The sequence below is a fragment of the Sphingomonas gilva genome (assembly GCF_003515075.1).
GTDB classification, from domain to species: Bacteria; Pseudomonadota; Alphaproteobacteria; order Sphingomonadales; family Sphingomonadaceae; genus Sphingomonas; species Sphingomonas gilva.
In genome coordinates this window covers 689095-706982 of record NZ_QWLV01000001.1, presented here as the reverse complement: position 1 = coordinate 706982, position 17888 = coordinate 689095, and the positions used below count along the sequence as shown (strand labels likewise).

At 67.9% G+C, this 17888-nt stretch carries 22 protein-coding genes; 11 read left to right on the top strand and 11 right to left on the bottom strand.

The genetic code is table 11. The features are described 5' to 3' along the window. The first annotated feature begins 59 nt into the window (after window positions 1-59). The 3 genes from D1610_RS16965 to D1610_RS03310 are packed head-to-tail and all read left to right on the top strand — an operon-like array spanning window position 60 to window position 1536. The gene (locus D1610_RS16965; RefSeq protein ID WP_182466680.1) at window positions 60-230 is read left to right on the top strand and encodes a hypothetical protein; all 171 of its coding nucleotides are present in this window, start codon (window positions 60-62) and stop codon (window positions 228-230) included. Then, window positions 227-1165 (top strand): aldo/keto reductase, encoded by a 939-nt coding sequence (locus tag D1610_RS03315; protein WP_118862661.1) that lies wholly within the window; start codon window positions 227-229, stop codon window positions 1163-1165. The genes D1610_RS16965 and D1610_RS03315 overlap by 4 nt, the downstream gene beginning before the upstream one ends. After that, a complete protein-coding gene (locus D1610_RS03310; RefSeq protein WP_118862660.1) occupies window positions 1165-1536 on the top strand; it encodes a YidH family protein in 372 nt (123 codons plus the stop codon). Before D1610_RS03315 ends, D1610_RS03310 begins: the two co-directional genes overlap by 1 nt. Before the next feature lie 105 nt (window positions 1537-1641). Here the strand turns inward: D1610_RS03310 and D1610_RS03305 are convergent, their stop codons facing one another. Further along, a complete protein-coding gene (locus tag D1610_RS03305) occupies window positions 1642-3024 on the bottom strand; it encodes a helix-turn-helix domain-containing protein (protein WP_118862978.1) in 1383 nt (460 codons plus the stop codon). A gap of 163 nt (window positions 3025-3187) precedes the next feature. Between D1610_RS03305 and aceA the strand changes: the two genes are divergently transcribed. Continuing rightward, on the top strand, window positions 3188-4468 hold the full coding sequence (gene aceA / locus D1610_RS03300) for an isocitrate lyase (RefSeq protein ID WP_118862659.1): 1281 nt from the start codon (window positions 3188-3190) through the stop codon (window positions 4466-4468). 101 nt (window positions 4469-4569) lie between these two features. On the opposite strand, the gene D1610_RS16960 is transcribed toward aceA, so the two are convergent. From D1610_RS16960 to D1610_RS03285, 4 genes are read right to left on the bottom strand one after another with little or no spacing between them, the layout of a single operon-like run. Then, window positions 4570-4773, bottom strand: coding sequence for a hypothetical protein (locus D1610_RS16960; protein ID WP_222926918.1), 204 nt, complete (start codon window positions 4771-4773; stop codon window positions 4570-4572). 21 nt (window positions 4774-4794) lie between these two features. Further along, window positions 4795-5196, bottom strand: a complete 402-nt coding sequence (locus D1610_RS03295; RefSeq protein WP_118862658.1) for a type II toxin-antitoxin system death-on-curing family toxin — start codon at window positions 5194-5196, stop codon at window positions 4795-4797. Further along, window positions 5193-5441: an AbrB/MazE/SpoVT family DNA-binding domain-containing protein gene (locus D1610_RS03290; protein ID WP_118862657.1), complete on the bottom strand. Its 249-nt coding sequence runs from the start codon at window positions 5439-5441 to the stop codon at window positions 5193-5195. Before D1610_RS03290 ends, D1610_RS03295 begins: the two co-directional genes overlap by 4 nt. Window positions 5442-5472: 31 nt before the next feature. Next, complete coding sequence (locus tag D1610_RS03285) at window positions 5473-6792, bottom strand: amidohydrolase (RefSeq protein WP_245941962.1); 1320 nt, start codon at window positions 6790-6792, stop codon at window positions 5473-5475. Window positions 6793-7016: 224 nt separating this feature from the next. On the opposite strand from D1610_RS03285, the gene D1610_RS03280 reads away from it, so the two are divergent. Together D1610_RS03280 and D1610_RS03275 are read left to right on the top strand one after the other, a co-directional pair. Then, on the top strand, window positions 7017-7433 hold the full coding sequence (locus D1610_RS03280; RefSeq protein WP_118862655.1) for an ester cyclase: 417 nt from the start codon (window positions 7017-7019) through the stop codon (window positions 7431-7433). Then, the gene (locus D1610_RS03275) at window positions 7433-8053 is read left to right on the top strand and encodes a TetR/AcrR family transcriptional regulator (protein ID WP_118862654.1); all 621 of its coding nucleotides are present in this window, start codon (window positions 7433-7435) and stop codon (window positions 8051-8053) included. The genes D1610_RS03280 and D1610_RS03275 overlap by 1 nt, the downstream gene beginning before the upstream one ends. A 15-nt stretch (window positions 8054-8068) precedes the next feature. On the opposite strand, the gene D1610_RS03270 is transcribed toward D1610_RS03275, so the two are convergent. The 3 genes from D1610_RS03270 to D1610_RS03260 all read right to left on the bottom strand — a co-directional run bounded on the left by D1610_RS03270 (window position 8069) and on the right by D1610_RS03260 (window position 10934). Then, on the bottom strand, window positions 8069-8710 hold the full coding sequence (locus D1610_RS03270; protein ID WP_118862653.1) for a DUF4893 domain-containing protein: 642 nt from the start codon (window positions 8708-8710) through the stop codon (window positions 8069-8071). A 157-nt stretch (window positions 8711-8867) separates the two neighbouring features. Continuing rightward, window positions 8868-9653, bottom strand: a complete 786-nt coding sequence (locus D1610_RS03265) for a 3-hydroxybutyrate dehydrogenase (protein WP_118862652.1) — start codon at window positions 9651-9653, stop codon at window positions 8868-8870. Window positions 9654-9785: 132 nt separating this feature from the next. Beyond that, complete coding sequence (locus D1610_RS03260; RefSeq protein ID WP_118862651.1) at window positions 9786-10934, bottom strand: patatin-like phospholipase family protein; 1149 nt, start codon at window positions 10932-10934, stop codon at window positions 9786-9788. A gap of 488 nt (window positions 10935-11422) precedes the next feature. Between D1610_RS03260 and ypfJ the strand changes: the two genes are divergently transcribed. After that, the gene (ypfJ, locus tag D1610_RS03255) at window positions 11423-12298 is read left to right on the top strand and encodes a KPN_02809 family neutral zinc metallopeptidase (protein WP_118862650.1); all 876 of its coding nucleotides are present in this window, start codon (window positions 11423-11425) and stop codon (window positions 12296-12298) included. Window positions 12299-12439: 141 nt separating this feature from the next. Here ypfJ and D1610_RS03250 read toward each other — a convergent pair whose 3' ends face one another. Continuing rightward, window positions 12440-13801: an NAD-dependent succinate-semialdehyde dehydrogenase gene (locus D1610_RS03250; RefSeq protein WP_118862649.1), complete on the bottom strand. Its 1362-nt coding sequence runs from the start codon at window positions 13799-13801 to the stop codon at window positions 12440-12442. A gap of 47 nt (window positions 13802-13848) precedes the next feature. Here D1610_RS03250 and D1610_RS03245 point away from each other — a divergent pair, with 47 nt between their 5' ends. After that, on the top strand, window positions 13849-14094 hold the full coding sequence (locus D1610_RS03245) for an exodeoxyribonuclease VII small subunit (protein WP_118862648.1): 246 nt from the start codon (window positions 13849-13851) through the stop codon (window positions 14092-14094). Between the two features lie 60 nt (window positions 14095-14154). Then, on the top strand, window positions 14155-15000 hold the full coding sequence (locus D1610_RS03240) for a polyprenyl synthetase family protein (protein ID WP_118862977.1): 846 nt from the start codon (window positions 14155-14157) through the stop codon (window positions 14998-15000). A 5-nt stretch (window positions 15001-15005) separates the two neighbouring features. Here D1610_RS03240 and D1610_RS03235 read toward each other — a convergent pair whose 3' ends face one another. Beyond that, the gene (locus D1610_RS03235; protein ID WP_245941960.1) at window positions 15006-15311 is read right to left on the bottom strand and encodes a hypothetical protein; all 306 of its coding nucleotides are present in this window, start codon (window positions 15309-15311) and stop codon (window positions 15006-15008) included. 9 nt (window positions 15312-15320) lie between these two features. Further along, a complete protein-coding gene (locus D1610_RS03230) occupies window positions 15321-16325 on the bottom strand; it encodes a glycerophosphodiester phosphodiesterase (RefSeq protein ID WP_425453201.1) in 1005 nt (334 codons plus the stop codon). 67 nt (window positions 16326-16392) lie between these two features. Between D1610_RS03230 and D1610_RS03225 the strand changes: the two genes are divergently transcribed. After that, the gene (locus tag D1610_RS03225; RefSeq protein ID WP_118862646.1) at window positions 16393-16893 is read left to right on the top strand and encodes a 2Fe-2S iron-sulfur cluster-binding protein; all 501 of its coding nucleotides are present in this window, start codon (window positions 16393-16395) and stop codon (window positions 16891-16893) included. Beyond that, window positions 16890-17873 carry an FAD binding domain-containing protein gene (locus tag D1610_RS03220; RefSeq protein ID WP_118862645.1) on the top strand — a complete coding sequence of 328 codons (984 nt, stop codon included), beginning with the start codon at window positions 16890-16892 and terminating at the stop codon, window positions 17871-17873. The genes D1610_RS03225 and D1610_RS03220 overlap by 4 nt, the downstream gene beginning before the upstream one ends. Window positions 17874-17888: the final 15 nt, after the last annotated feature.

The following is a 17888-nucleotide window of genomic DNA, read 5'->3' as shown; positions in this document are numbered from 1 at the left end:
TGATCATGACGGGGGCCGTTCCGGGATACCGGAGCGGCCCCTTTCGTTTGGAGTTGACGATGCGCGCGCAGATTCTGCTTCCCCTCCTCGCCCTCGCCGCCTGCGGCAGCGATCCGGAACCCGCCCCGGGGGGCGTCACGCCCGCGGAGCAGCAGGCGCTGAACGACGCCGCGGCGATGCTAGACAATCAGAGCCTCGTCGATTTCAACCAGACGGAGACCCAGGAATGACGGAGAAGCGCCCGCTCGGATCGAGCGGCCTCGAGATCGCGCCGCTGGTGCTGGGCGGCAATGTGTTCGGCTGGACCGCCGATCGGCAGGCGAGCTTCGCGGTGCTCGACGCCTTCGCCGATGGCGGCGGCACGATGATCGACACCGCCGACGTCTATTCGGCCTGGGTATCGGGCCACAAGGGCGGCGAATCCGAAAGCATGATCGGCGAATGGTTGAAGGCTTCGGGCAAGCGCGACCGGGTGTTGATAGCCACCAAGGTCGGCATGATGCCGGGCGGCCTCGCGCCCGATCGTATCGCCGATGCGGTCGAAGAGTCGCTCCGGCGGCTCGGGACGGATCGGATCGATCTCTATTTCGCCCATCAGGACGACGAGAACGTCCCGCTGGCCGATGCGCTGGGCGCGTTCGCCCGGCTGGTCGAGGCGGGCAAGGTCCGCAGCATCGGCGCATCCAACTATAGCGCGATGCGGCTGAAGGAGGCGATCGATGTCGCCGCGGCCGAGGGCCTGCCGCATCATGCGGTGCTGCAGCCCGAATATAACCTGCTCAGCCGCCGCAAGTTCGAAGGCGAGCTGCAGGACCTCGCCATCCAGCACAATATCGGCGTGATCCCCTATTACGGCCTCGCCTCGGGCTTTCTCACCGGCAAATACCGCTCCGAAGCCGATCTCGGCAAAAGCCCCCGTGGTGGGGGCATGAGGAAGTATCTCGAAGGCAAGGGCCCCGCCATGCTGGCGGCGATGGACGGCGTCGCTGACGAAACCGGCGCCACCCACGCGCAGATCGCGCTTGCCTGGCTCGCCGCACAGCCCGGCGTCACCGCGCCGATCGCCAGCGCGACCAGCGCCAGCCAGGTAGAGGATATGCTCGGCGCGATGCGGCTGGAACTGAGCGCCGGCCAGATCGCCAAGCTGGATGCGGCGGGCGGCTGATGCCGGCCGAGGACCGAACCCATCTCGCCGAAGACCGCACCGCCTTCGCCGAGGATCGCACCGCGCTCGCCAACGAACGCACCTTCGCGGGCTGGATGCGCACCGGCCTCGCCGCCGTGGCGGTCGGAATCGGTTTCCACGCGCTGTTCCGCTCGATCGAGCCGCTCTGGGTGCCCAAGGCGCTGGCGACGGTCTTCGTCCTGGTCGGCATCTTCATCTTCTGGGCGGCCGAGCGCCGCGCCTGCGCCGTCATGGAAAGGCTCGACACCCACCAGGTCCGCACCGCGGCCAATCGCAGCCTGCGCATCATCGCCGTCGCGCTGTCGCTCGGCGCGCTGGGCCTTATCGCCGGGCTATGGCTGCTGGTGTAGCGCCGACGTCACAGATGGGCGATCACCGCTTCCGGCTCGGTCGACGGCACCGCTCGACGAGCGGCCGGCAGGGTCGCGCGCACGATATCGGGCAAGCTTCGAGGCCTAGTCCGCGACGAAGCCGAACGGCGACACCCCCCGCTCGCGATCATTGACGATGAGCGTGCGCCCCGCCGGCGGAGCGGACCTTTGCGGGCAATCGATCCGGGTGCAGGCCCGGCAGCCCAGTCCTATCGGCGTTGCGCCCGCGCCCTTCAGATCGATGCCCTTCGCCATGGCGAGGGGCGCGGCAAGGCCCGCCGCGACACCCAGGCCGATGGCGAACTCGGCGCTCACACCGCCGTAACGCCGCCCCTGCGGCTGCACCGTACGGCTCATCGTCAGCCAGCGGGCGCCGTCTTCCAGCTCGACCAGCTGCACCATCAACCGTCCCGGCCGGTCGAAAGCATGGTGCAATTGCCAGAGCGGACAGCGTCCATCCGCCTCGACAAGCGCAGCGCCGCTCGCGCCGGCGTAGCGCTTGGACGCCACGCCCGCGCGATCGATGCGGATCATGAAGAAGGGAAGCCCGCGCGCGCCGACGCGCTGCAGCGTCGTCAGCCGGTGGGCGACCTGTTCGAACCCGCTGCCGAAGCGTCGCTGAAGCAGCTCGATATCGTAGCCGGTTCCCTCGCACGCGCGCAGGAAGCGGGCGTAGGGCATCATCAGCGCAGCGGCGAAATAGCTCGTCAGGTGGCGGCGATAAAGGCGTTCGGCGGCGCGGTCGACGAAGCCAGCGCCGGTCACCATCGCTTCGATCTCGTCGCGCGCCTCGATTTGGCCGAGTTGGAAGGCGGCGGCGAAGCTGCGCGAGGCGGGATCGAGCGTTTCGGACAGCTGCAATTGCCGGGCGTGAAGATCGAGGCGGCGCAGCCTGTCTGGCATCACGTCGAGCGGCAGGATGCGGATCGCCAGGCTGTGGCGGGCGCGCAGCCGCTCCGCGATCGCGCCGTAAAGGTCGCCCGACCCCAGCCGCAGTTCGTCCGACAGCGCCTCCGCCGCCGCGTCGAGGTCAGCGAAATGGTTGCGCCAGCGCTCGATCTCGCGCCGCACCCGCACGATCGGGTCGTCCGCCGGCGTCGTCCCGCCAGCGCCCATCCGGTCGAACGCGCGCGCGAACGCCTCGACGCCGCCCGGCGCGGCGGAAAGCCATTCGGCGAGCTCGGTGCGATCGATCTCCAGATCGGCGAACAGCGGATCGGCCAGCCGCCGCCGCATCGCCTCCACTCCCCCGCCCGGCTCCTCCGCCGCCAGCCGCAGCGGATCGAAATCGAACCGCTCGGCCAGCCGCAGCATCAGCGTCGCCGAGAGCGGCCGCTGGTTGCGCTCGATCAAGTTAAGATAGCTGGGCGACACGTCGAGCACGCCGGCCATCGCCGCCTGGGTCAATCCCGCGCCGCGCCGCAACCGCCGCACCGCATGCCCGGCAAACAGCTTCGGATCGGCCATCATACCTCTGTCAATTTATTACAGAACGACAATGCGTACCGATGACGAGCCCACAGCGCCACATCAATTTCACCATGTCCCCTCTCGCCGTCTTGCCGAATGTCCCGCAACAAGGCGGCACCGACACGTCCTATCCGGCGAATCGGCAGTGAAGGACATGACAATGACCAGCTTCGAAGACCTGATCCCAGCTCCGACCGGCCGTTTCGACGGCATCACCCGGCCCTACGGTCCGGCGGACGTTCAGAAGCTGCGCGGGTCGGTCGTTATCGAGCACACCCTGGCGCGCAAGGGCGCCAACAAGCTGTGGGAGCTGCTGCAGAACGAGGACTATATCAACGCCCTCGGCGCGCTATCCGGCAACCAGGCGATGCAGATGGTCCGCGCCGGGCTGAAGGCGATCTACCTTTCCGGCTGGCAGGTCGCCGCCGACGCCAACACCGCAGGCGCGATGTACCCGGATCAATCGCTCTATCCGGCCAATGCCGGGCCGGAGCTGGCGCGCAAGATCAACAACACGTTCCAGCGCGCCGACCAGATCGAGCATTCGGAAGGCGGCGCGACGCGCGACTGGTTCGCCCCGATCGTCGCCGATGCCGAAGCGGGCTTTGGCGGGCCACTCAACTGCTTCGAGATCATGAAGGCCTATATCGCCGCGGGCGCGGCAGGCGTGCATTATGAGGACCAGCTCGCTTCGGAAAAGAAGTGCGGCCATCTGGGCGGCAAGGTGCTGATCCCGACCCAGGCGCATATCCGCAACCTCGACGCCGCGCGTCTCGCCGCCGACGTCTCGGGCGTGCCGACGATCATCTGCGCGCGCACCGATGCCGAGAGCGCCAAGCTGATCACCAGCGACATCGACGAACGCGATCATGAGTTCCTGACCGGCGAGCGCACCGCCGAAGGCTTCTTCCGCCTGAAGGAGGGCACCGGCGTCGACCATTGCATCAAGCGCGGACTCGCCTTCGCCGAACATGCCGACCTGCTCTGGTGGGAGACGAGCTATCCCAATCTCGACGATGCGCGGCGCTTCGCCGAGGCGATCAAGCGCGAATATCCGAACAAGATGCTGGCCTATAACTGCTCGCCCAGCTTCAATTGGGAGGCGAAGCTGGACAAGGAGACGATCGCGAAATTCCAGCGCGAGATCGGCGCGATGGGCTACAAATTCCAGTTCGTAACCCTCGCAGGCTTCCACCAGCTCAACTACGGCATGTTCGAGCTGGCGCGCGGCTACAAGGATCGCGGTATGGCGGCCTATTCAGAACTGCAGCAAGCGGAGTTCGGCGCTGAGGCGCACGGGTACACCGCGACGCGGCATCAGCGCGAGGTCGGCACGGGTTATTTCGATCTGGTCGCGACCACGCTCGCCGGCGGATCGAGCAGCACCACCGCGCTCGCCGAATCGACCGAGGCGGACCAGTTCAAGGCCGCCGCCGCCTGACGAGTTCGGCGCGGGCGTTCACCCCGGCCCCGCGCCAACATTTTCCTGGGGAGGAAAGGTGCCCGCCGTGGGAAGCGATTCCCGCGGCGGGCATTTTCATGTCACTCGGCCGGCTCGGCCTCGTCGGGCCAGAATTCGTAGCCGATGGCGGTCTGGACGATCACCAGCGTATCATCCACGGCCACCCCCAGATGCTTGACGACGGCCTCCGGCAGGACGATCCCGATCGCATCGCCGACGGGTATGATCTGTGCGCGCAGCATGGCGAACACCGCTAAAGCACTCCCGCCCAACATGACCGCCAATATCGTCCGAAACGGATACGATTATTCCGGTGCGGCAACGATGTGCCGGCGGAACCAGGCGGAGACCGCGCCTTCTTCCAACTCCCCCGAAGCGAGTGCGATCATCATCCGAATTGCGTCTGCCTTATCGAAGGCGAGCTCGACGCCGTTGAGCTTGAGGAACAGGCGCGCCATCACCCACGCAGTACGCTTGTTGCCGTCGGCGAAAGGGTGATTGCGCGCAATCCCAAAGGCGTAAGCGGCTGCCAACGAACACAAATCGGTCTCGCCATAGTTGAACCGGTTGACCGGTCGCGCCAGGGCTGATTCGAGCAGGCCGACATCCTTGGTTCCGGCGAGTCCGCCATGTTCCGCGAGCTGGCGATCATGCACCGCCTGGGCGACATCCGCGCCGACGAAGCGCGGCGCAGAGGCGCCGCTCATTTCGCCAGGACGGCGAGAATGTCGCGGTCGTCGCGCATGATCGCTTCGGCGGCCGCCATCGCGTTGACGAAATCGGCGTCGCGCGCGCCGATCGTGATCGCATCGCCGGGCGCTTCGGTGATGAACACCTCGTCGCCAGCCGTCACCCGCATGCGCGCCAGCACTTCCTTGGGCAGCACTATGCCGACCGAGTTACCCACCTTGACGAGCTTGGCGGACCGAGTGAAAGGCGTGATTGCGTTCATACGAATGTTATAACTTCAGCATGCTCTTCAGTCAACGCTTCGCCAATATGTCGAGCGCCGCGGCGGTGATCGCTTCGGTGGCGGTGGCGATGGTCTTTTCGGCGTCGGGCGCCCAATGGGCGGAGTGGAGCGAGGGGAGCGGCTTGCCGCCGGGCTGCCTGGAGGCGTCCCACACCGCCTGCGGCACGCCGCCGACCCAGAAGATCGTGCTCTGGATCGACTTGTCGGCGAGATGATAGCGGCCGAAATCCTCGCCGCCCATCGTCGCGGGCGTGGCGACCACCCGGTCCGCGCCGAAGCGCGCGGCGAACAGCTCGCGCAGCCGCCCGGCGAGCTCGGGCGTGTTGTAGGTGGCCGGCGTGAACTCGTCCTTGATCTTCACGGTCGGCATCAGGTTTTCGGGGATGCCGGCGGCGATCGCCTCGCCCCTCGCGATCCGCGCGATGCCGTCGAGCAGCTGCTTCCTCACCTCGGGCGTGTAGCTGCGCACGGTCAGGAGCAAGGTCGCCTCCGCGGGCACGATATTATGCTTGGAGCCGGCGCGGAAGCTGCCGACGGTCACCACCGAAGGCGCCTGCGGATCGACCTCTCGGCTGACCAGAGTCTGCAGCGCGGTGACGATGCGCGCGGCGAGCACCACCGGATCCTTCACCGTGTGCGGATAGGCGCCGTGGCCGCCGATGCCCTTCACCACCAGATCGACCGAATCGACGTTCGCCAGCGCATAGCCGCTGGTGATGCCGATCATCCCCGCGGGCATTGCGGCGTTATCGTGAAAGGCGATGGCGTGGGTCGGCTTGGGAAAGCGCGTGTAGAGCCCGTCATCGAGCATCCACTTCGCCCCCCAGCCGCGTTCCTCGGCGGGCTGGAGGATCATGACCAGCGTGCCCGACCAGCGATCCTTCATCGCCGCCAGCCGCTTCGCCGCGCCGACCCAGGCGGACATGTGCGTATCATGCCCGCAAGCGTGCATCACCCCGCTCTCGATCCCCTCGTCAGTGGTCGCGCGGACCTTTGAGGCGAAGGGCAGCCCGGTATCCTCGGTCACCGGCAGGCCGTCCATGTCGGCGCGCATCAGGAGCACCGGGCCGGGGCCGTTCTCCATCACCGCGACGACGCCGGTGCGCCCGACCTTCTCGGTCACCTTGAAGCCGAGCTTCCTCGCCTCGGCGGCGAGCTTGGCGGCGGTCTTGACCTCCTTGCCCGACAGCTCGGGGTTGGCGTGCAGATCGCGGTAGAGCGCGATGAGCGAGGGCATGTCCTTCGCGACATCGGCGCGGAGACTGTCCTGCGCGGCGGCGGGCGCGGCGAGCAGCAGCGAAGATGCGGTAACCAGATACCCGAACTTCACGATCCTCGCGCTTATGGGAATAAGCGATTTCGGGCGAAGTTCGCCGATGCGTGGGAAGGCGGTGCGAAGGATGGATGCGCTCATGCGGGGAACGTATCGAAGCCCGGCGATGTAGGACAGCGCGAAATCGTCCCGCCCTCCAATGCGCCCTGATCATGAAATATGGATATTGTAATGAGATTGGAGTCTCATTATAGGAGATTCATCTCACAGGGAGGACGACGATGACACATGAGGATATGGACCGCGCGCTGGACGAGCATTTCGGCTTCGAGATGCGGGACGATGTGGAAGGGGTGCTGGCGACGCTGACCGACGACGTCGAGCACGACATCGTCGGATGGCCGACCGGCCCGACCTTCGGATCGGCCGCGCCGCGCGGCTTTTACGAGGCGCTGTTCACGGACCTGACGGACGGGGAAGTGACGAGCCAGCGGCGGCTCTACGGCGAGAATTTCATGGTCGACGATTCGGTCTGGCGCGGTTCGGCCCCGGGGCGCCCGTTCGGCATCGACGGCAAGGGCCGCCCGCTTTCGTTCCGCCTGCTGCACGTGATCGAGTTCGCCGAGAGCGGAAAGATCAAGCGCGAGAATGTCTGGGTGGACCTTGCCGCCATCCAGCAGCAACTGGCGAGCGCCTGATGGGAGCCGGACAGGGCACGGGCAGGACCAACCAGCGCAATCGCACGCGCAAGGACCTGCTCGACGCCGGCGCCCGGCTGATGAAGGCGAACGGATCGCGGCCCACCCTGGAGGAGGTGGCCGAGGAGGCGATGGTCTCCCGCGCCACGGCCTACCGGTATTTTCCCGGCGTGGAGGCGCTGCTGCTGGAAGCGTCGGTCGACGTCGCCTTTCCCGACGCGGAAGCGATCCTGGAAGACTCGCCCGCGGACGATCCGGTCGCCCGTCTGACGGCGGCCGACGATGCGATCGAGGCGATGATCCGGGACAACGAGGTCCAGCTGCGCATGATGCTGATCCAGAGCCTGGAGCAGTCGCTCCAGAAGGATTCGGCCGGCGTGCCGACAAGGCAGAACCGGCGTTCGGCATTGATCGACAGCGCGCTCAAGCCGACGAGCGAGCAGTTCGAACCGGCTTCGTTCAAAAGGCTCAAGATGGCGCTGGCGCTGATCATCGGCCCGGAGGCGATGCTGGCCTTCAAGGATGTGCTTCGGATCGACGATCGCCGCGCGCGCGAGCTGCGGCGCTGGATGATCGACGCGCTTGTCCAAGCGGCCAGAACGCGGAAACAGGGCGGATAGGGAAAGACGGGCGGGCTACGCCGCCGCAGGCACCAGCTCGATCACGTCCAGCACGCTTTCGAAGCGCGGATAGGGCAGCACCAGGCGCCATTTGCGCGGGCCGACGCGCTCGACAAGGCCGGCCATGTCGCGCTCGCCGTCCTGGCCGTATTCGATCGCGCGGGTCTCGTCGCCGAGCATGAGCGTGCCGAGGAATATCTCGCGGCTGCCGGTATCGGGGAAGACCAGGCCGACCGGTCGCTGCGAGCCGCTGACCTTGGCGAAGCCCTGCACCTCTCCCTGATCGTCCACCCGGCAATCGAAGGCGGGATAGGCGGTGAAGGCGCGGCCGGCATCGGACCGCGACCCGAGCTTGATCACGCGGCATTTGTACGGGCCCGGCGGCAGCGCCGCGCCGGCGAGCGCCGCGTCGGGCTCAAGCAGCGCGCCCTCGGCCTGGATGCGGTTGAGGTCCGCGGCCGAATCCACCTGATCGAGCGCGGCGAGCCAGGCCTGACGCCAGCCGCGGATGCGTTCGCGGTCGGCCGAGGTGGCGGTCGCGCGCCAGTTGGCGGCGGCGGGCGAAGCGGACGGGGTCTCGACGCCTTCGCGCTGGGCGCAGGCGGCAAGGGCGATGACGGACGCGAACGCGATCCCGAGGTGCGACCTTCTGGGCATGTGCGCGCGAGGCTAATGGCTCGGCGTGGGATGGCAAGCGCTCTTGCTCCCCTCCCTGGAAGGGAGGGGCTGGGGGTGGGTCGATGCCGCGGGCGTTATGCTCTGCGAGGCGCCGGACCCACCCCCGCCCCCTCCCTTTCAGGGAGGGGAGAAGAAGTCATGCCGCGGTCCAGCCGCCGTCCATGCTGAGGTTGGCGCCGGTGATCGACTTGGCTTCGTCGCGGCAGAGGAACAGGGCGAAGGCGGCGACCTGTTCGGGGGTGACGAACTCCCGGGTCGGCTGGGCGGAGAGGAGGACGTCGTTCAGCACCTGATCGCGCGTCAGGCCGCGCGAGGCCATGGTGTCGGGGATCTGTTTTTCGACGAGCGGCGTCCAGACGTAGCCGGGCGAGATGCAGTTGACCGTGATGCCGTCGGTCGCGACCTCGAGCGCGATGGTCTTGGTCAGCCCGGCGATGCCGTGCTTGGCCATGACGTACGCCGACTTGTTGGGACTGGCGACGAGGCTGTGCGCCGAGGCGGTCGAGATGATCCGCCCCCACCCCTTCTTCTTCATGTGCGGCACCGCGGCGCGCATCATGTACCAGGCGGAGGTTAGGTTGATCGCGATGATCGCCTCCATCTTCTCGGGCGGGAAATCCTCGATTCTGGCGACATGCTGGATGCCGGCATTGTTGACGATGATGTCCGCGCCGCCGGTCTCCGCGACCGCGCGCTCGACCAGCGCGGCGATCTGATCGGGTTTGGTCATGTCCGCGGGATCGTAGAGCGCGGCGGCGCCCGAGCTATCGGCGAGCGCGGCGCGCTCCTTCTCGATATCGGCCGCATCGCCGAAGCCGTTGATGACGACGTGCGCGCCCTCGGCGGCGAAGGCCTTGGCATAGGCGAGGCCGATACCCGAGGTGGAGCCGGTGACGATGGCGGTCTTGCCCTTGAGGAACATGGGTTTCTTCACTCCTGCTATTCTCAACTCCGTTCGTTTCGAGCGTAGTCGAGAAACGTGGTTTCGCGCGCGGGGGCTACGTGTCTCGACTTCGCTCGACACGAACGGGGAAGGGAGCGGACCGCATCCTTTCTAGCCCGGCCCCAGATCGAACGCGGCGTCCTTGCCGGTGGCGATGTTCATGGCGAGGAGGGCGGACCGGTCCATCGTCGCGGCGACCGCCTCCTGCCCCGCCGCCCAATGTTCGCGCATGGTGCGCTGGCTGAATTCGTAATCGCGGCTGCCGCCCTCCCAGGCATTGGCGCGGTAGATCAGGTGGACGAGGTTGACCGGCTGTTCGGCCGATCGCGCAGCGAGATCGCGCGCGTCGGGATCGTCGCGCAATTCCGGCGGCAGCTTCGCCAGCAGGCGGCGGATCGCGGCGCGTTCGTCGCGCAGCTTCAGCCGCTCCACCGTCACCTGGCGGGTGCGGCTGGAAAAGCGGATCTCCTTCTCGCGCGCCATCACGTCCATGATGGTGTGCGGCAAGGGCGCGGCCGAGGAGAAGAGATCGACCTGGAACACCAGCAGCTCTGCGGTCTGGTTGTCGAGGACATGGCCGAGCGGGGTGTTCGAGACGAGGCCGCCGTCCCAGTAGAATTTTCCGTCGATCTCGACCGGCGGCAGGCCCGGCGGCAGCGCGCCCGAGGCCATGATGTGGCGCGCGTCGATCCGATCATGCGCCGTGTCGAAATAGCGGAAATTGCCGCTTTCGAGCTCGACCGCGCCCACCGAGAGGCGCACGGGGCCGTGATTGACGCGATCCCAGTCGATCAGGCTGTCGAGCGTCGCCTTGAGCGGAGTCGAATCGTAGAAGCTGAGCGCCGCGGGGGTGCCCGGCGCGGCGAAGGTCGGCGGCAGGTGGCGCGGCGAGAAGAAGCCCGGCACGCCGGCAAGCGCGACGAAGCCCGCCGACCATTCGTGGACGAACTCGCGCAGCTGATCGTTGGGGAAGATCGGGAAGCTGGGGAGCGCGCTGGTCACCTTGTCCCAGAAGGCGGTGAGCTTCTCGACCCGTGTCTCGGGCGGGTTGCCGGCGAAGATCGCGGCGCCCACCGCACCGATCGAGATGCCGGCGACCCAGTCCACCTCGATTCCCGCCGCCTCCAGCGCCTCGATCACGCCAGCCTGGTAGCTGCCGAGCGCGCCGCCGCCCTGGAGCACCAGCGCGACCTGATCGGGCAGCGGCAGCGCCTTCGCCCGGCGGCGGGTCCTGGGCGGGCTGGGATCGGCATCGGCCATCGGGCGGTATGTGGGACCGTTTGTGCTGCACCGCAACCGGGTTGTGGATGTGAGGAGAATGCTTTCACGCTGAGATCGCGGAGAAGGGGAAAGAGATTTGGTTCACGCGAAGGCGCGGAGGCGCGAAGAGAAGAAGGAGTTGGTTCGCGCAGAGACGCGGAGACGCAGAGGAGATAAGGAAGAGTTCTAGGCCGCTACGCGGCAATTTGCTCTTCTTCTCCGCGTCTCCGCGTCTCCGCGTGAAAAACCTCTTCGCGCCCTCGCGCCTTCGCGTGAACCAGACCTTTTGGCGTCGCCCCTGCCCTTCGACTGCCTGCAAGGCAGGCGCTCAGGATAAACTTCAGCCTGCGGCTGAAGGCAGGGGCCGCTGGGCTTGCGGCACATCCAGCGTCCCCCTTGCCGCCTGAGGCCCCTCGCAGGGGCGACGGCATACGCTTTGCAACTCCCGGCCCCGGCGCGCATTGTGCTTTGAAAGGGAGGACGCCCCAATGCGGCTCGACGATCTGGATCCATCGGAGAATGTGCGCGATCTCGGCCATGGCGGCGGGGGCGGCGGCGGCCTTGGCGGGCTGATCGGCTTCCTGCCGCTGTTGATGGGGCGGCGGATGGGGTGCGGCGGCATCGCGCTGCTGCTGATCGTCGGCGCCTTCTATCTGTTCGCGAGCGGCGGCGGCGGGCTGCTGTCGACCGGATCGGGCGTGCAGCAGGGATCGGGGCCGGCGACCGCGTGCGACACGCAGGAAGAGCTGTTCGCCTGCCGCGTGCTCGCCTCGACCGAGCAGACCTGGGGGCCGGTGTTCGCGCAGGCCGGGGCGAACTATCCCGAACCGTCGCTGTCCTTCTACCAGCAGCGCGGCGATTCAGGCTGCGGCGCGGCGATGGCGGCGATGGGGCCGTTCTACTGCCCGAGCGACAACAACATCTATCTCGATACCGATTTCTTCCGCGAACTGAGCCAGCGCTTCGGCGCGGCGGGGGATTTCGCCCAGGCCTATGTCATCGCGCACGAGGTGGGGCACCATATCCAGACGGTCGACGGCACCATTCCGCGCGTGCAGCAGGCGCAAGCGCGCGTCGGCCAGGCCGAGGGCAACGCGCTGCAGGTGCGCGTCGAGCTGCAGGCCGATTGCTATGCCGGGGTGTGGGCGGCGCTCAACCGCAACCGGCTGGAGCCGGGCGATATCGAGGAGGGCATGACCGCCGCTGCGGCGATCGGCGACGACACGCTGCAGCGCCAGGCGCAGGGCCGGGTGGTGCCGGAAAGCTTCACCCACGGCACCTCCGCCCAGCGCCAGCAATGGCTGCGGCGCGGGCTGGAGACGGGCAACCCGGCGGCGTGCGACACCTTCTCGGGGGCGATTTGAGGAAAGCGATACACATCCCCCAAATCGTCATGCCGGACTTGTTCCGGCATCCATCTATCCATTCGCGATGATCGGAATTGTGGCGCGATGGACCCCGGAACAAGTCCGGGGTGACGGCCGTGGTTGGCGAGTGCTGGAGCCCTACAGCATCACCGTCTTGAGGTTCATGAACTCGTGCAGGCCGTGCGCCGACAGCTCGCGGCCGTGGCCGGAGCGTTTGACGCCGCCGAAGGGCGCGGGCGGGGCGGAGGCGAGCATCTGGTTGACGGCGACCATGCCCGCCTCGATATCGCGGACGAAGCGGTCCTGCTCGGCCCTGTCGGTCGTCCATATCGAGGAGCCGAGGCCGAAGGGCACGTCGTTGGCGCAGGCGATCGCGGCGTCGAGGTCCGCCACCTTGAACACCATCGCGACCGGGCCGAAAATCTCCTCATGCGCGAAGGCGTCGTCGAGCGGCACGTCGACCAGCACGCCGGCGGACATGTAGGCGCCCTTGCCCGGCAGCGCCTCGCCGCCGAACAGCAGCCGCGCGCCCTTCGCCTTCGCCATGTCGAGCTGGTCGAGCACGGTCCGGCGCTGCGCCTCGCTGGAGAGCGGGCCCATGTCGCTATCCTCGGCGAAGGGATCGCCGGCCTTGACCGCCTTCATGCCGGCGGCGAAGCGCTCCATGAAGGCATCGTAGATATCGGCGTGGACGATCATCCGCTTGGCGCAGATGCACGACTGGCCGGTGTTCTGGATGCGCGCGGCGACCGCGGTCCTGGCCGCGAGGTCGAGATCGGCCGAGGGCATGACGATGAACGGGTCCGATCCGCCCAGCTCGAGCACGACCTTCTTGAGGTTGCGCCCGGCCGCCTCGGCGACGGCCATCCCCGCGCCCTCGCTGCCGGTGAGGGTCACCGCGGCGATGCGCGGGTCGTCGATCAGCGCCTCGACCTTCGACGACGTGATCGCGAGATTCTGGAACAGCCCGGCGGGCGCGCCGGCGGCGACGATCATCTCCTCGATCAGCGCCGCGCAGCCCTGGACGCTGGAGGCGTGCTTCAGCAGGCCGACATTGCCCGCGAGGATCGTCGGCGCGGCGAAGCGGACGACCTGCCAATAGGGGAAGTTCCACGGCATCACCGCGAGCACCGGGCCGAGCGGCAGCCAATGCCCCTCGGCCGCCTTGCCCCCGCCCAGATCGAAGCGGCGCACCGCCAGCATCGCCGGGCCTTCCTGCGCGTAGTGGCGGAATCCCGCGGCGCATTTCTCGACCTCGGCGATGGCGGATTTGAACGTCTTGCCCATCTCCTCGGAGGCCATGCGGGCGAGGCGGTCCTTGCCGGCCTCGAACGCCTCCGCGATACGTTCGAGCAGCGCGGCGCGCCCGGCGACCGGGGTCGTGCGCCACGCGTCGAACGTCTCCGCCGCGCGCGCCAGCTTCGCCTCGATCTCGGCGGCGGTGAGCTCTTCATGGGTGGCGATGGTCTCGCCGGTCGCGGGGTTGATGCTGTTGAGCATGGGCGTTCTCCTTGACCCCTGAACGCCCGCTATCGCATAGCGGACGCATGGAACAGCCCGCCGATATCGCATCCCTGTCGTTCGAGCAGGCGCTCAAGGAGCTGGAGGCGATCGTCTCACGCCTGGAGACCGGCGACGCCGCGCTGCAGGAGGCGATCGACCTCTACGAGCGCGGCGACAAATTGCGCGCGCAATGCGCCGCGCGGCTCGACGCGGCGCAGATGCGGATCGAGCAGGTCAAGGCCGACGCTCAGGGCCGGGCGATCGGCGTCCAGCCATTCCAGGCCGGCTGAGCGGAAGTGCCGCACGCGAGCCTCGCGCTGAAGGCGGCGCTCAAGGAGATATCCGCCGAGATGGACCGGCGCTTCGACGCGCTGCTGGTCATCCCCGACGATCCGCGCGCCGACCTGTACCGCGCGATGCGCCACGCCGCGATCGGCGGCGGCAAGAGGCTGCGGCCGCTGCTGACCTTCGCCACCGCGCGGCTGTTCGGCGTCGACCGCGGCTGCGTCGCGCGCGCGGCGACGGCGATCGAGGCGATCCACGTCTATTCGCTGATCCATGACGACCTGCCGGCGATGGACGACGACGACATGCGCCGCGGCAAGCCGACGGTGCACCGCGTCTATGACGAGGCGACCGCGATCCTGGCGGGCGACTGCCTCCACGCGCTCGCCTTCGAGGTGATGGCGCACGAGAAGACCCATGCCGACCCCTTCGTCCGCGCCGAGCTGGTCGTCTGCCTCGCCCAGGCGGCGGGGCCGGCGGGGATGGGCGGCGGGCAGATGATGGATCTGAAGGCGGAGGACGCCCGCTTCGACCTCGCCACCGTCACCCGCATGCAGCATATGAAGACCGGCGCGCTGATTGCCTGCGCGGTGGAGGCGGGCGCGATCCTCGGCCGCCTGCCGCCCGACCAGCGCACGCCGCTGAGGGGCTATGCACGCGACATCGGCCTGGCCTTCCAGATCGCCGACGACATCCTTGACGAGGAGGGCGACGAGGCGCTCGCCGGCAAGGCGCTGGGCAAGGACGCGGCGGCGGGCAAGGAGACCTTCCTCAGCCTGATGGGAATCGACCGCGCGCGCGAGCAGGCGCGGATGCTGGTCGACCAGGCGATCCACCATCTGCAGAGCTATGGCGCCGAGGCCGACCTGCTGCGCGACATCGCGCGCTATGTGATGGAGCGCGACCGGTAAGCCGGTCAGTAGGGCGTCGCCGCCCGCTCGCGGTCCTTCGCCGCGCGCTTGCGGGCGAGCTCGGCGTTCTCCGCCTCCTCGCGCAGCCGCTTCTCTTCCTCCCTGGCGGCCTTGCGCGCGGCGCGGCCTTCCTCCTCCTCGCGCTCTCGCATCTCGCGGCCGTAATTGCGGTCGGCCTCGTCCTGGCTGGTCGTCGCCCAATCGACTCCCTGCCCCACCGCCTTGACCGGGAAGGTGACGATATCGGCGGCGGTGCGGCAGCCGCCGAGGGCGAGCAGCGCCAGCGGCGCGAGGATCAGGATACGCGACATGGCGCCATTCTACTCCTGGTTGTGCGTCTTTCCAACGGTTTGCGCCGCGACGCCCGGAAAATCGGAGAATATGCCGTCCACGCCCATGTCGAGATAGGCGGCGATCTCGCCAGGCAGATCGCCCCGCCCGCGCGGATTGACGCCGGACCAGCGACGCATGGGGAGGAAATAATTCTCCGCGCGGAAAGTCCAGGGGTGCACCTTGAGCCCCGCCGCGTGCGCCGCCTCCACCAGTTCGGCGGTGACGACGTCCTTGTTGGGGCCGATCCCGTCGGCATAGGTGGCGATCGCCTTCAGCCCCGCGGGCGTGCGCATCGCCGCGTAGCTTTCCACCGCGCGATCGGCCGGCGCGCCCTCCTTGTCGATCAGCTGGATCAACGACAGATCGGTGAGCTTCCGCAGCGCCTTCAGATTGTCCACCTCGAACGACTGGATGAACACCGGGTCGCTCCGCCTGGTCCACCCCGCCGCCTTCAGCTGCTCGATCAGCCGCGCCTCCAGCGGCAGGCCGATCGACGCGAAATAGCCAGGATGCTTGGTCTCCGGATAGATGCCGACGCCGTGCTTCTGCGCGAGTGCGATGACTTCGGCGAGCGTCGGCACCTCGAAGCGGCCGTCATATCCGGTGTTGGCGGGGCGAAGCTGCGGCAACCGCTCCTTCGCGCGCAGCGTCTTCAGCTCGGCGAGGGTGAAATCCTCTGTGAACCAGCCGGTCACCTGCTTGCCATCGATCGCCTTGGTCGTCCTGCGGCCGGCGAATTCGGGCCGGCCGGCGACATCGGTGGTGCCGGAAATCTCGTTCTCGTGCCGCGCGACGAGCACGCCGTCGCTGGTCGGCACCAGATCGGGCTCGATGAAGTCGGCGCCCTGCGCGATCGCCAGCTCATAGGCGGCGATGGTGTGCTCGGGCCGCTCGCCGCTGGCGCCGCGATGGGCGATGACGATGGCGTTATGGGCGGCGTCGCTGGTCACCGGCTTGCTCTCCTCGGCGCAGCCCGCGACCGGCATCAACATCAACAGACAAGCCGCGGATAGTTTCATCGCCTTTCGCGTTAACCCGGCAAGCCAAGGGAGCGCCACCATGCAATTCACCATCAACGGGCAGGTCCATGAGGCCGATGTCGATATTCGCACCTCGCTGCTCGATCTGGCCCGCGAGCATCTGGGCCTGACCGGCAGCAAGAAGGGCTGCGATCACGGCCAGTGCGGCGCGTGCACGATGATCGTGAACGGGCGGCGGATCAATTCCTGCCTCACGCTCGCCGTGATGCACCAGGATGACGATATCGTGACGATCGAGGGGCTGGGGGGGCCCGACGCGCTCAACCCGCTGCAGCGCGCCTTCGTGACGCACGACGCATTCCAGTGCGGCTATTGCACGCCGGGACAGATCTGCTCCGCCACCGCGATGATCGAGGAGGCGAGGATGGGCTGGCCCAGCCATGTCTCCGAGCGACTGGACGGCGACGTGATCCTGGACAATGACGAGATCTCGGAACGGATGAGCGGCAATATCTGCCGCTGCGCCGCCTATCCCAACATCGTCGATGCGATCCGCGAAGTGGCGGAGGCGGGCGCATGAAGACCTTCGACTATGCGCGGGCGGACAGCCCCGAGGCCGCGGTTGCCGCCGCGGACGAGGAAACGCGCTTCATCGCCGGCGGCACCAACCTGCTCGATCTGATGAAGCTGCAGGTGATGACCCCGGCCAAGCTGGTGGACATCAGCAGGCTCGACCTCAATCGCATCGAGGACATGGACGAAGGCGGCCTGCGCATCGGCGCGCTGGTCGCCAACAGCGATCTTGCCGCCGATACCCGCGTGCGGAGCCGCTACGCGGTGCTCAGCCGCGCGCTCCTCGCCGGCGCATCCGGCCAGCTGCGCAACAAGGCCTCGACCGGGGGCAATCTGCTGCAGCGCACCCGCTGCTATTATTTCTACGACACCGCCAGCCGCTGCAACAAGCGCGAGCCGGGCAGCGGCTGCGATGCGCGCGAGGGCTTCAACCGCATCCATGCCGTGCTGGGGACGAGCGAGCAGTGCATCGCCACCCATCCCGGCGACATGCCGGTGGCGATGCGCGCGCTGGACGTGGTGATCGTCACATTGAAGAAGGACGGCGACCGCCGCCGCATCCCGATCGCCGACTTCTACCGCCTGCCCGGCGACACGCCGCAGATCGAGACGGTGCTCTACCCGGGCGAGCTGATCACCCATGTCGAGCTGCCGCCCGCGCCGAGGGGCCGCCAGATCTACCGCAAGGTGCGCGACCGCGCCTCCTACGCCTTCGCGCTGGTGTCGGTCGCCGGGATCGCGTCCGTCGAGGACGGCAGGATCGCCTCCGCCGCGCTGGCCTTCGGCGGCCTCGCCCACATGCCGTGGCGCGACCCGGCGGTCGAGGCCGCGCTGATCGGCCAGCCGCCTTCGACCGAGGCGTTCAACGCCGCCGCAGACGCGCTGCTCACGGGCGCGCGCGGGTTCGGCCACAACGATTTCAAGCTGCCCCTAGCCCGCCGCACGCTGATCGCCGTCCTGCGCGACCTGACGGGAGACGCGTCGTGAGCGCCCATGTCATCA

Excerpts from the sequence above, each read along its gene's own strand:
- aceA (WP_118862659.1), top strand. The coding sequence starts at position 3,188 with ATGACCAGCTTCGAAGACCTGATCCCAGCTCCGACCGGCCGTTTCGAC.
- D1610_RS03310 (WP_118862660.1), top strand. The coding sequence starts at position 1,165 with ATGCCGGCCGAGGACCGAACCCATCTCGCCGAAGACCGCACCGCCTTC.
- D1610_RS03230 (WP_425453201.1), bottom strand. The coding sequence starts at position 16,325 with ATGTTGATGCCGGTCGCGGGCTGCGCCGAGGAGAGCAAGCCGGTGACC.
- D1610_RS03275 (WP_118862654.1), top strand. The coding sequence starts at position 7,433 with ATGGGAGCCGGACAGGGCACGGGCAGGACCAACCAGCGCAATCGCACG.
- D1610_RS03280 (WP_118862655.1), top strand. The coding sequence starts at position 7,017 with ATGACACATGAGGATATGGACCGCGCGCTGGACGAGCATTTCGGCTTC.
- D1610_RS16965 (WP_182466680.1), top strand. The coding sequence starts at position 60 with ATGCGCGCGCAGATTCTGCTTCCCCTCCTCGCCCTCGCCGCCTGCGGC.
- D1610_RS03265 (WP_118862652.1), bottom strand. The coding sequence starts at position 9,653 with ATGTTCCTCAAGGGCAAGACCGCCATCGTCACCGGCTCCACCTCGGGT.
- D1610_RS03305 (WP_118862978.1), bottom strand. The coding sequence starts at position 3,024 with ATGGCCGATCCGAAGCTGTTTGCCGGGCATGCGGTGCGGCGGTTGCGG.
- D1610_RS03295 (WP_118862658.1), bottom strand. The coding sequence starts at position 5,196 with ATGAGCGGCGCCTCTGCGCCGCGCTTCGTCGGCGCGGATGTCGCCCAG.
- D1610_RS03245 (WP_118862648.1), top strand. The coding sequence starts at position 13,849 with ATGGAACAGCCCGCCGATATCGCATCCCTGTCGTTCGAGCAGGCGCTC.
- D1610_RS03225 (WP_118862646.1), top strand. The coding sequence starts at position 16,393 with ATGCAATTCACCATCAACGGGCAGGTCCATGAGGCCGATGTCGATATT.
- D1610_RS03315 (WP_118862661.1), top strand. The coding sequence starts at position 227 with ATGACGGAGAAGCGCCCGCTCGGATCGAGCGGCCTCGAGATCGCGCCG.
- D1610_RS03235 (WP_245941960.1), bottom strand. The coding sequence starts at position 15,311 with ATGTCGCGTATCCTGATCCTCGCGCCGCTGGCGCTGCTCGCCCTCGGC.
- D1610_RS03290 (WP_118862657.1), bottom strand. The coding sequence starts at position 5,441 with ATGAACGCAATCACGCCTTTCACTCGGTCCGCCAAGCTCGTCAAGGTG.
- D1610_RS03220 (WP_118862645.1), top strand. The coding sequence starts at position 16,890 with ATGAAGACCTTCGACTATGCGCGGGCGGACAGCCCCGAGGCCGCGGTT.
- D1610_RS03270 (WP_118862653.1), bottom strand. The coding sequence starts at position 8,710 with ATGCCCAGAAGGTCGCACCTCGGGATCGCGTTCGCGTCCGTCATCGCC.
- ypfJ (WP_118862650.1), top strand. The coding sequence starts at position 11,423 with ATGCGGCTCGACGATCTGGATCCATCGGAGAATGTGCGCGATCTCGGC.
- D1610_RS03250 (WP_118862649.1), bottom strand. The coding sequence starts at position 13,801 with ATGCTCAACAGCATCAACCCCGCGACCGGCGAGACCATCGCCACCCAT.
- D1610_RS03260 (WP_118862651.1), bottom strand. The coding sequence starts at position 10,934 with ATGGCCGATGCCGATCCCAGCCCGCCCAGGACCCGCCGCCGGGCGAAG.
- D1610_RS03240 (WP_118862977.1), top strand. The coding sequence starts at position 14,155 with ATGGACCGGCGCTTCGACGCGCTGCTGGTCATCCCCGACGATCCGCGC.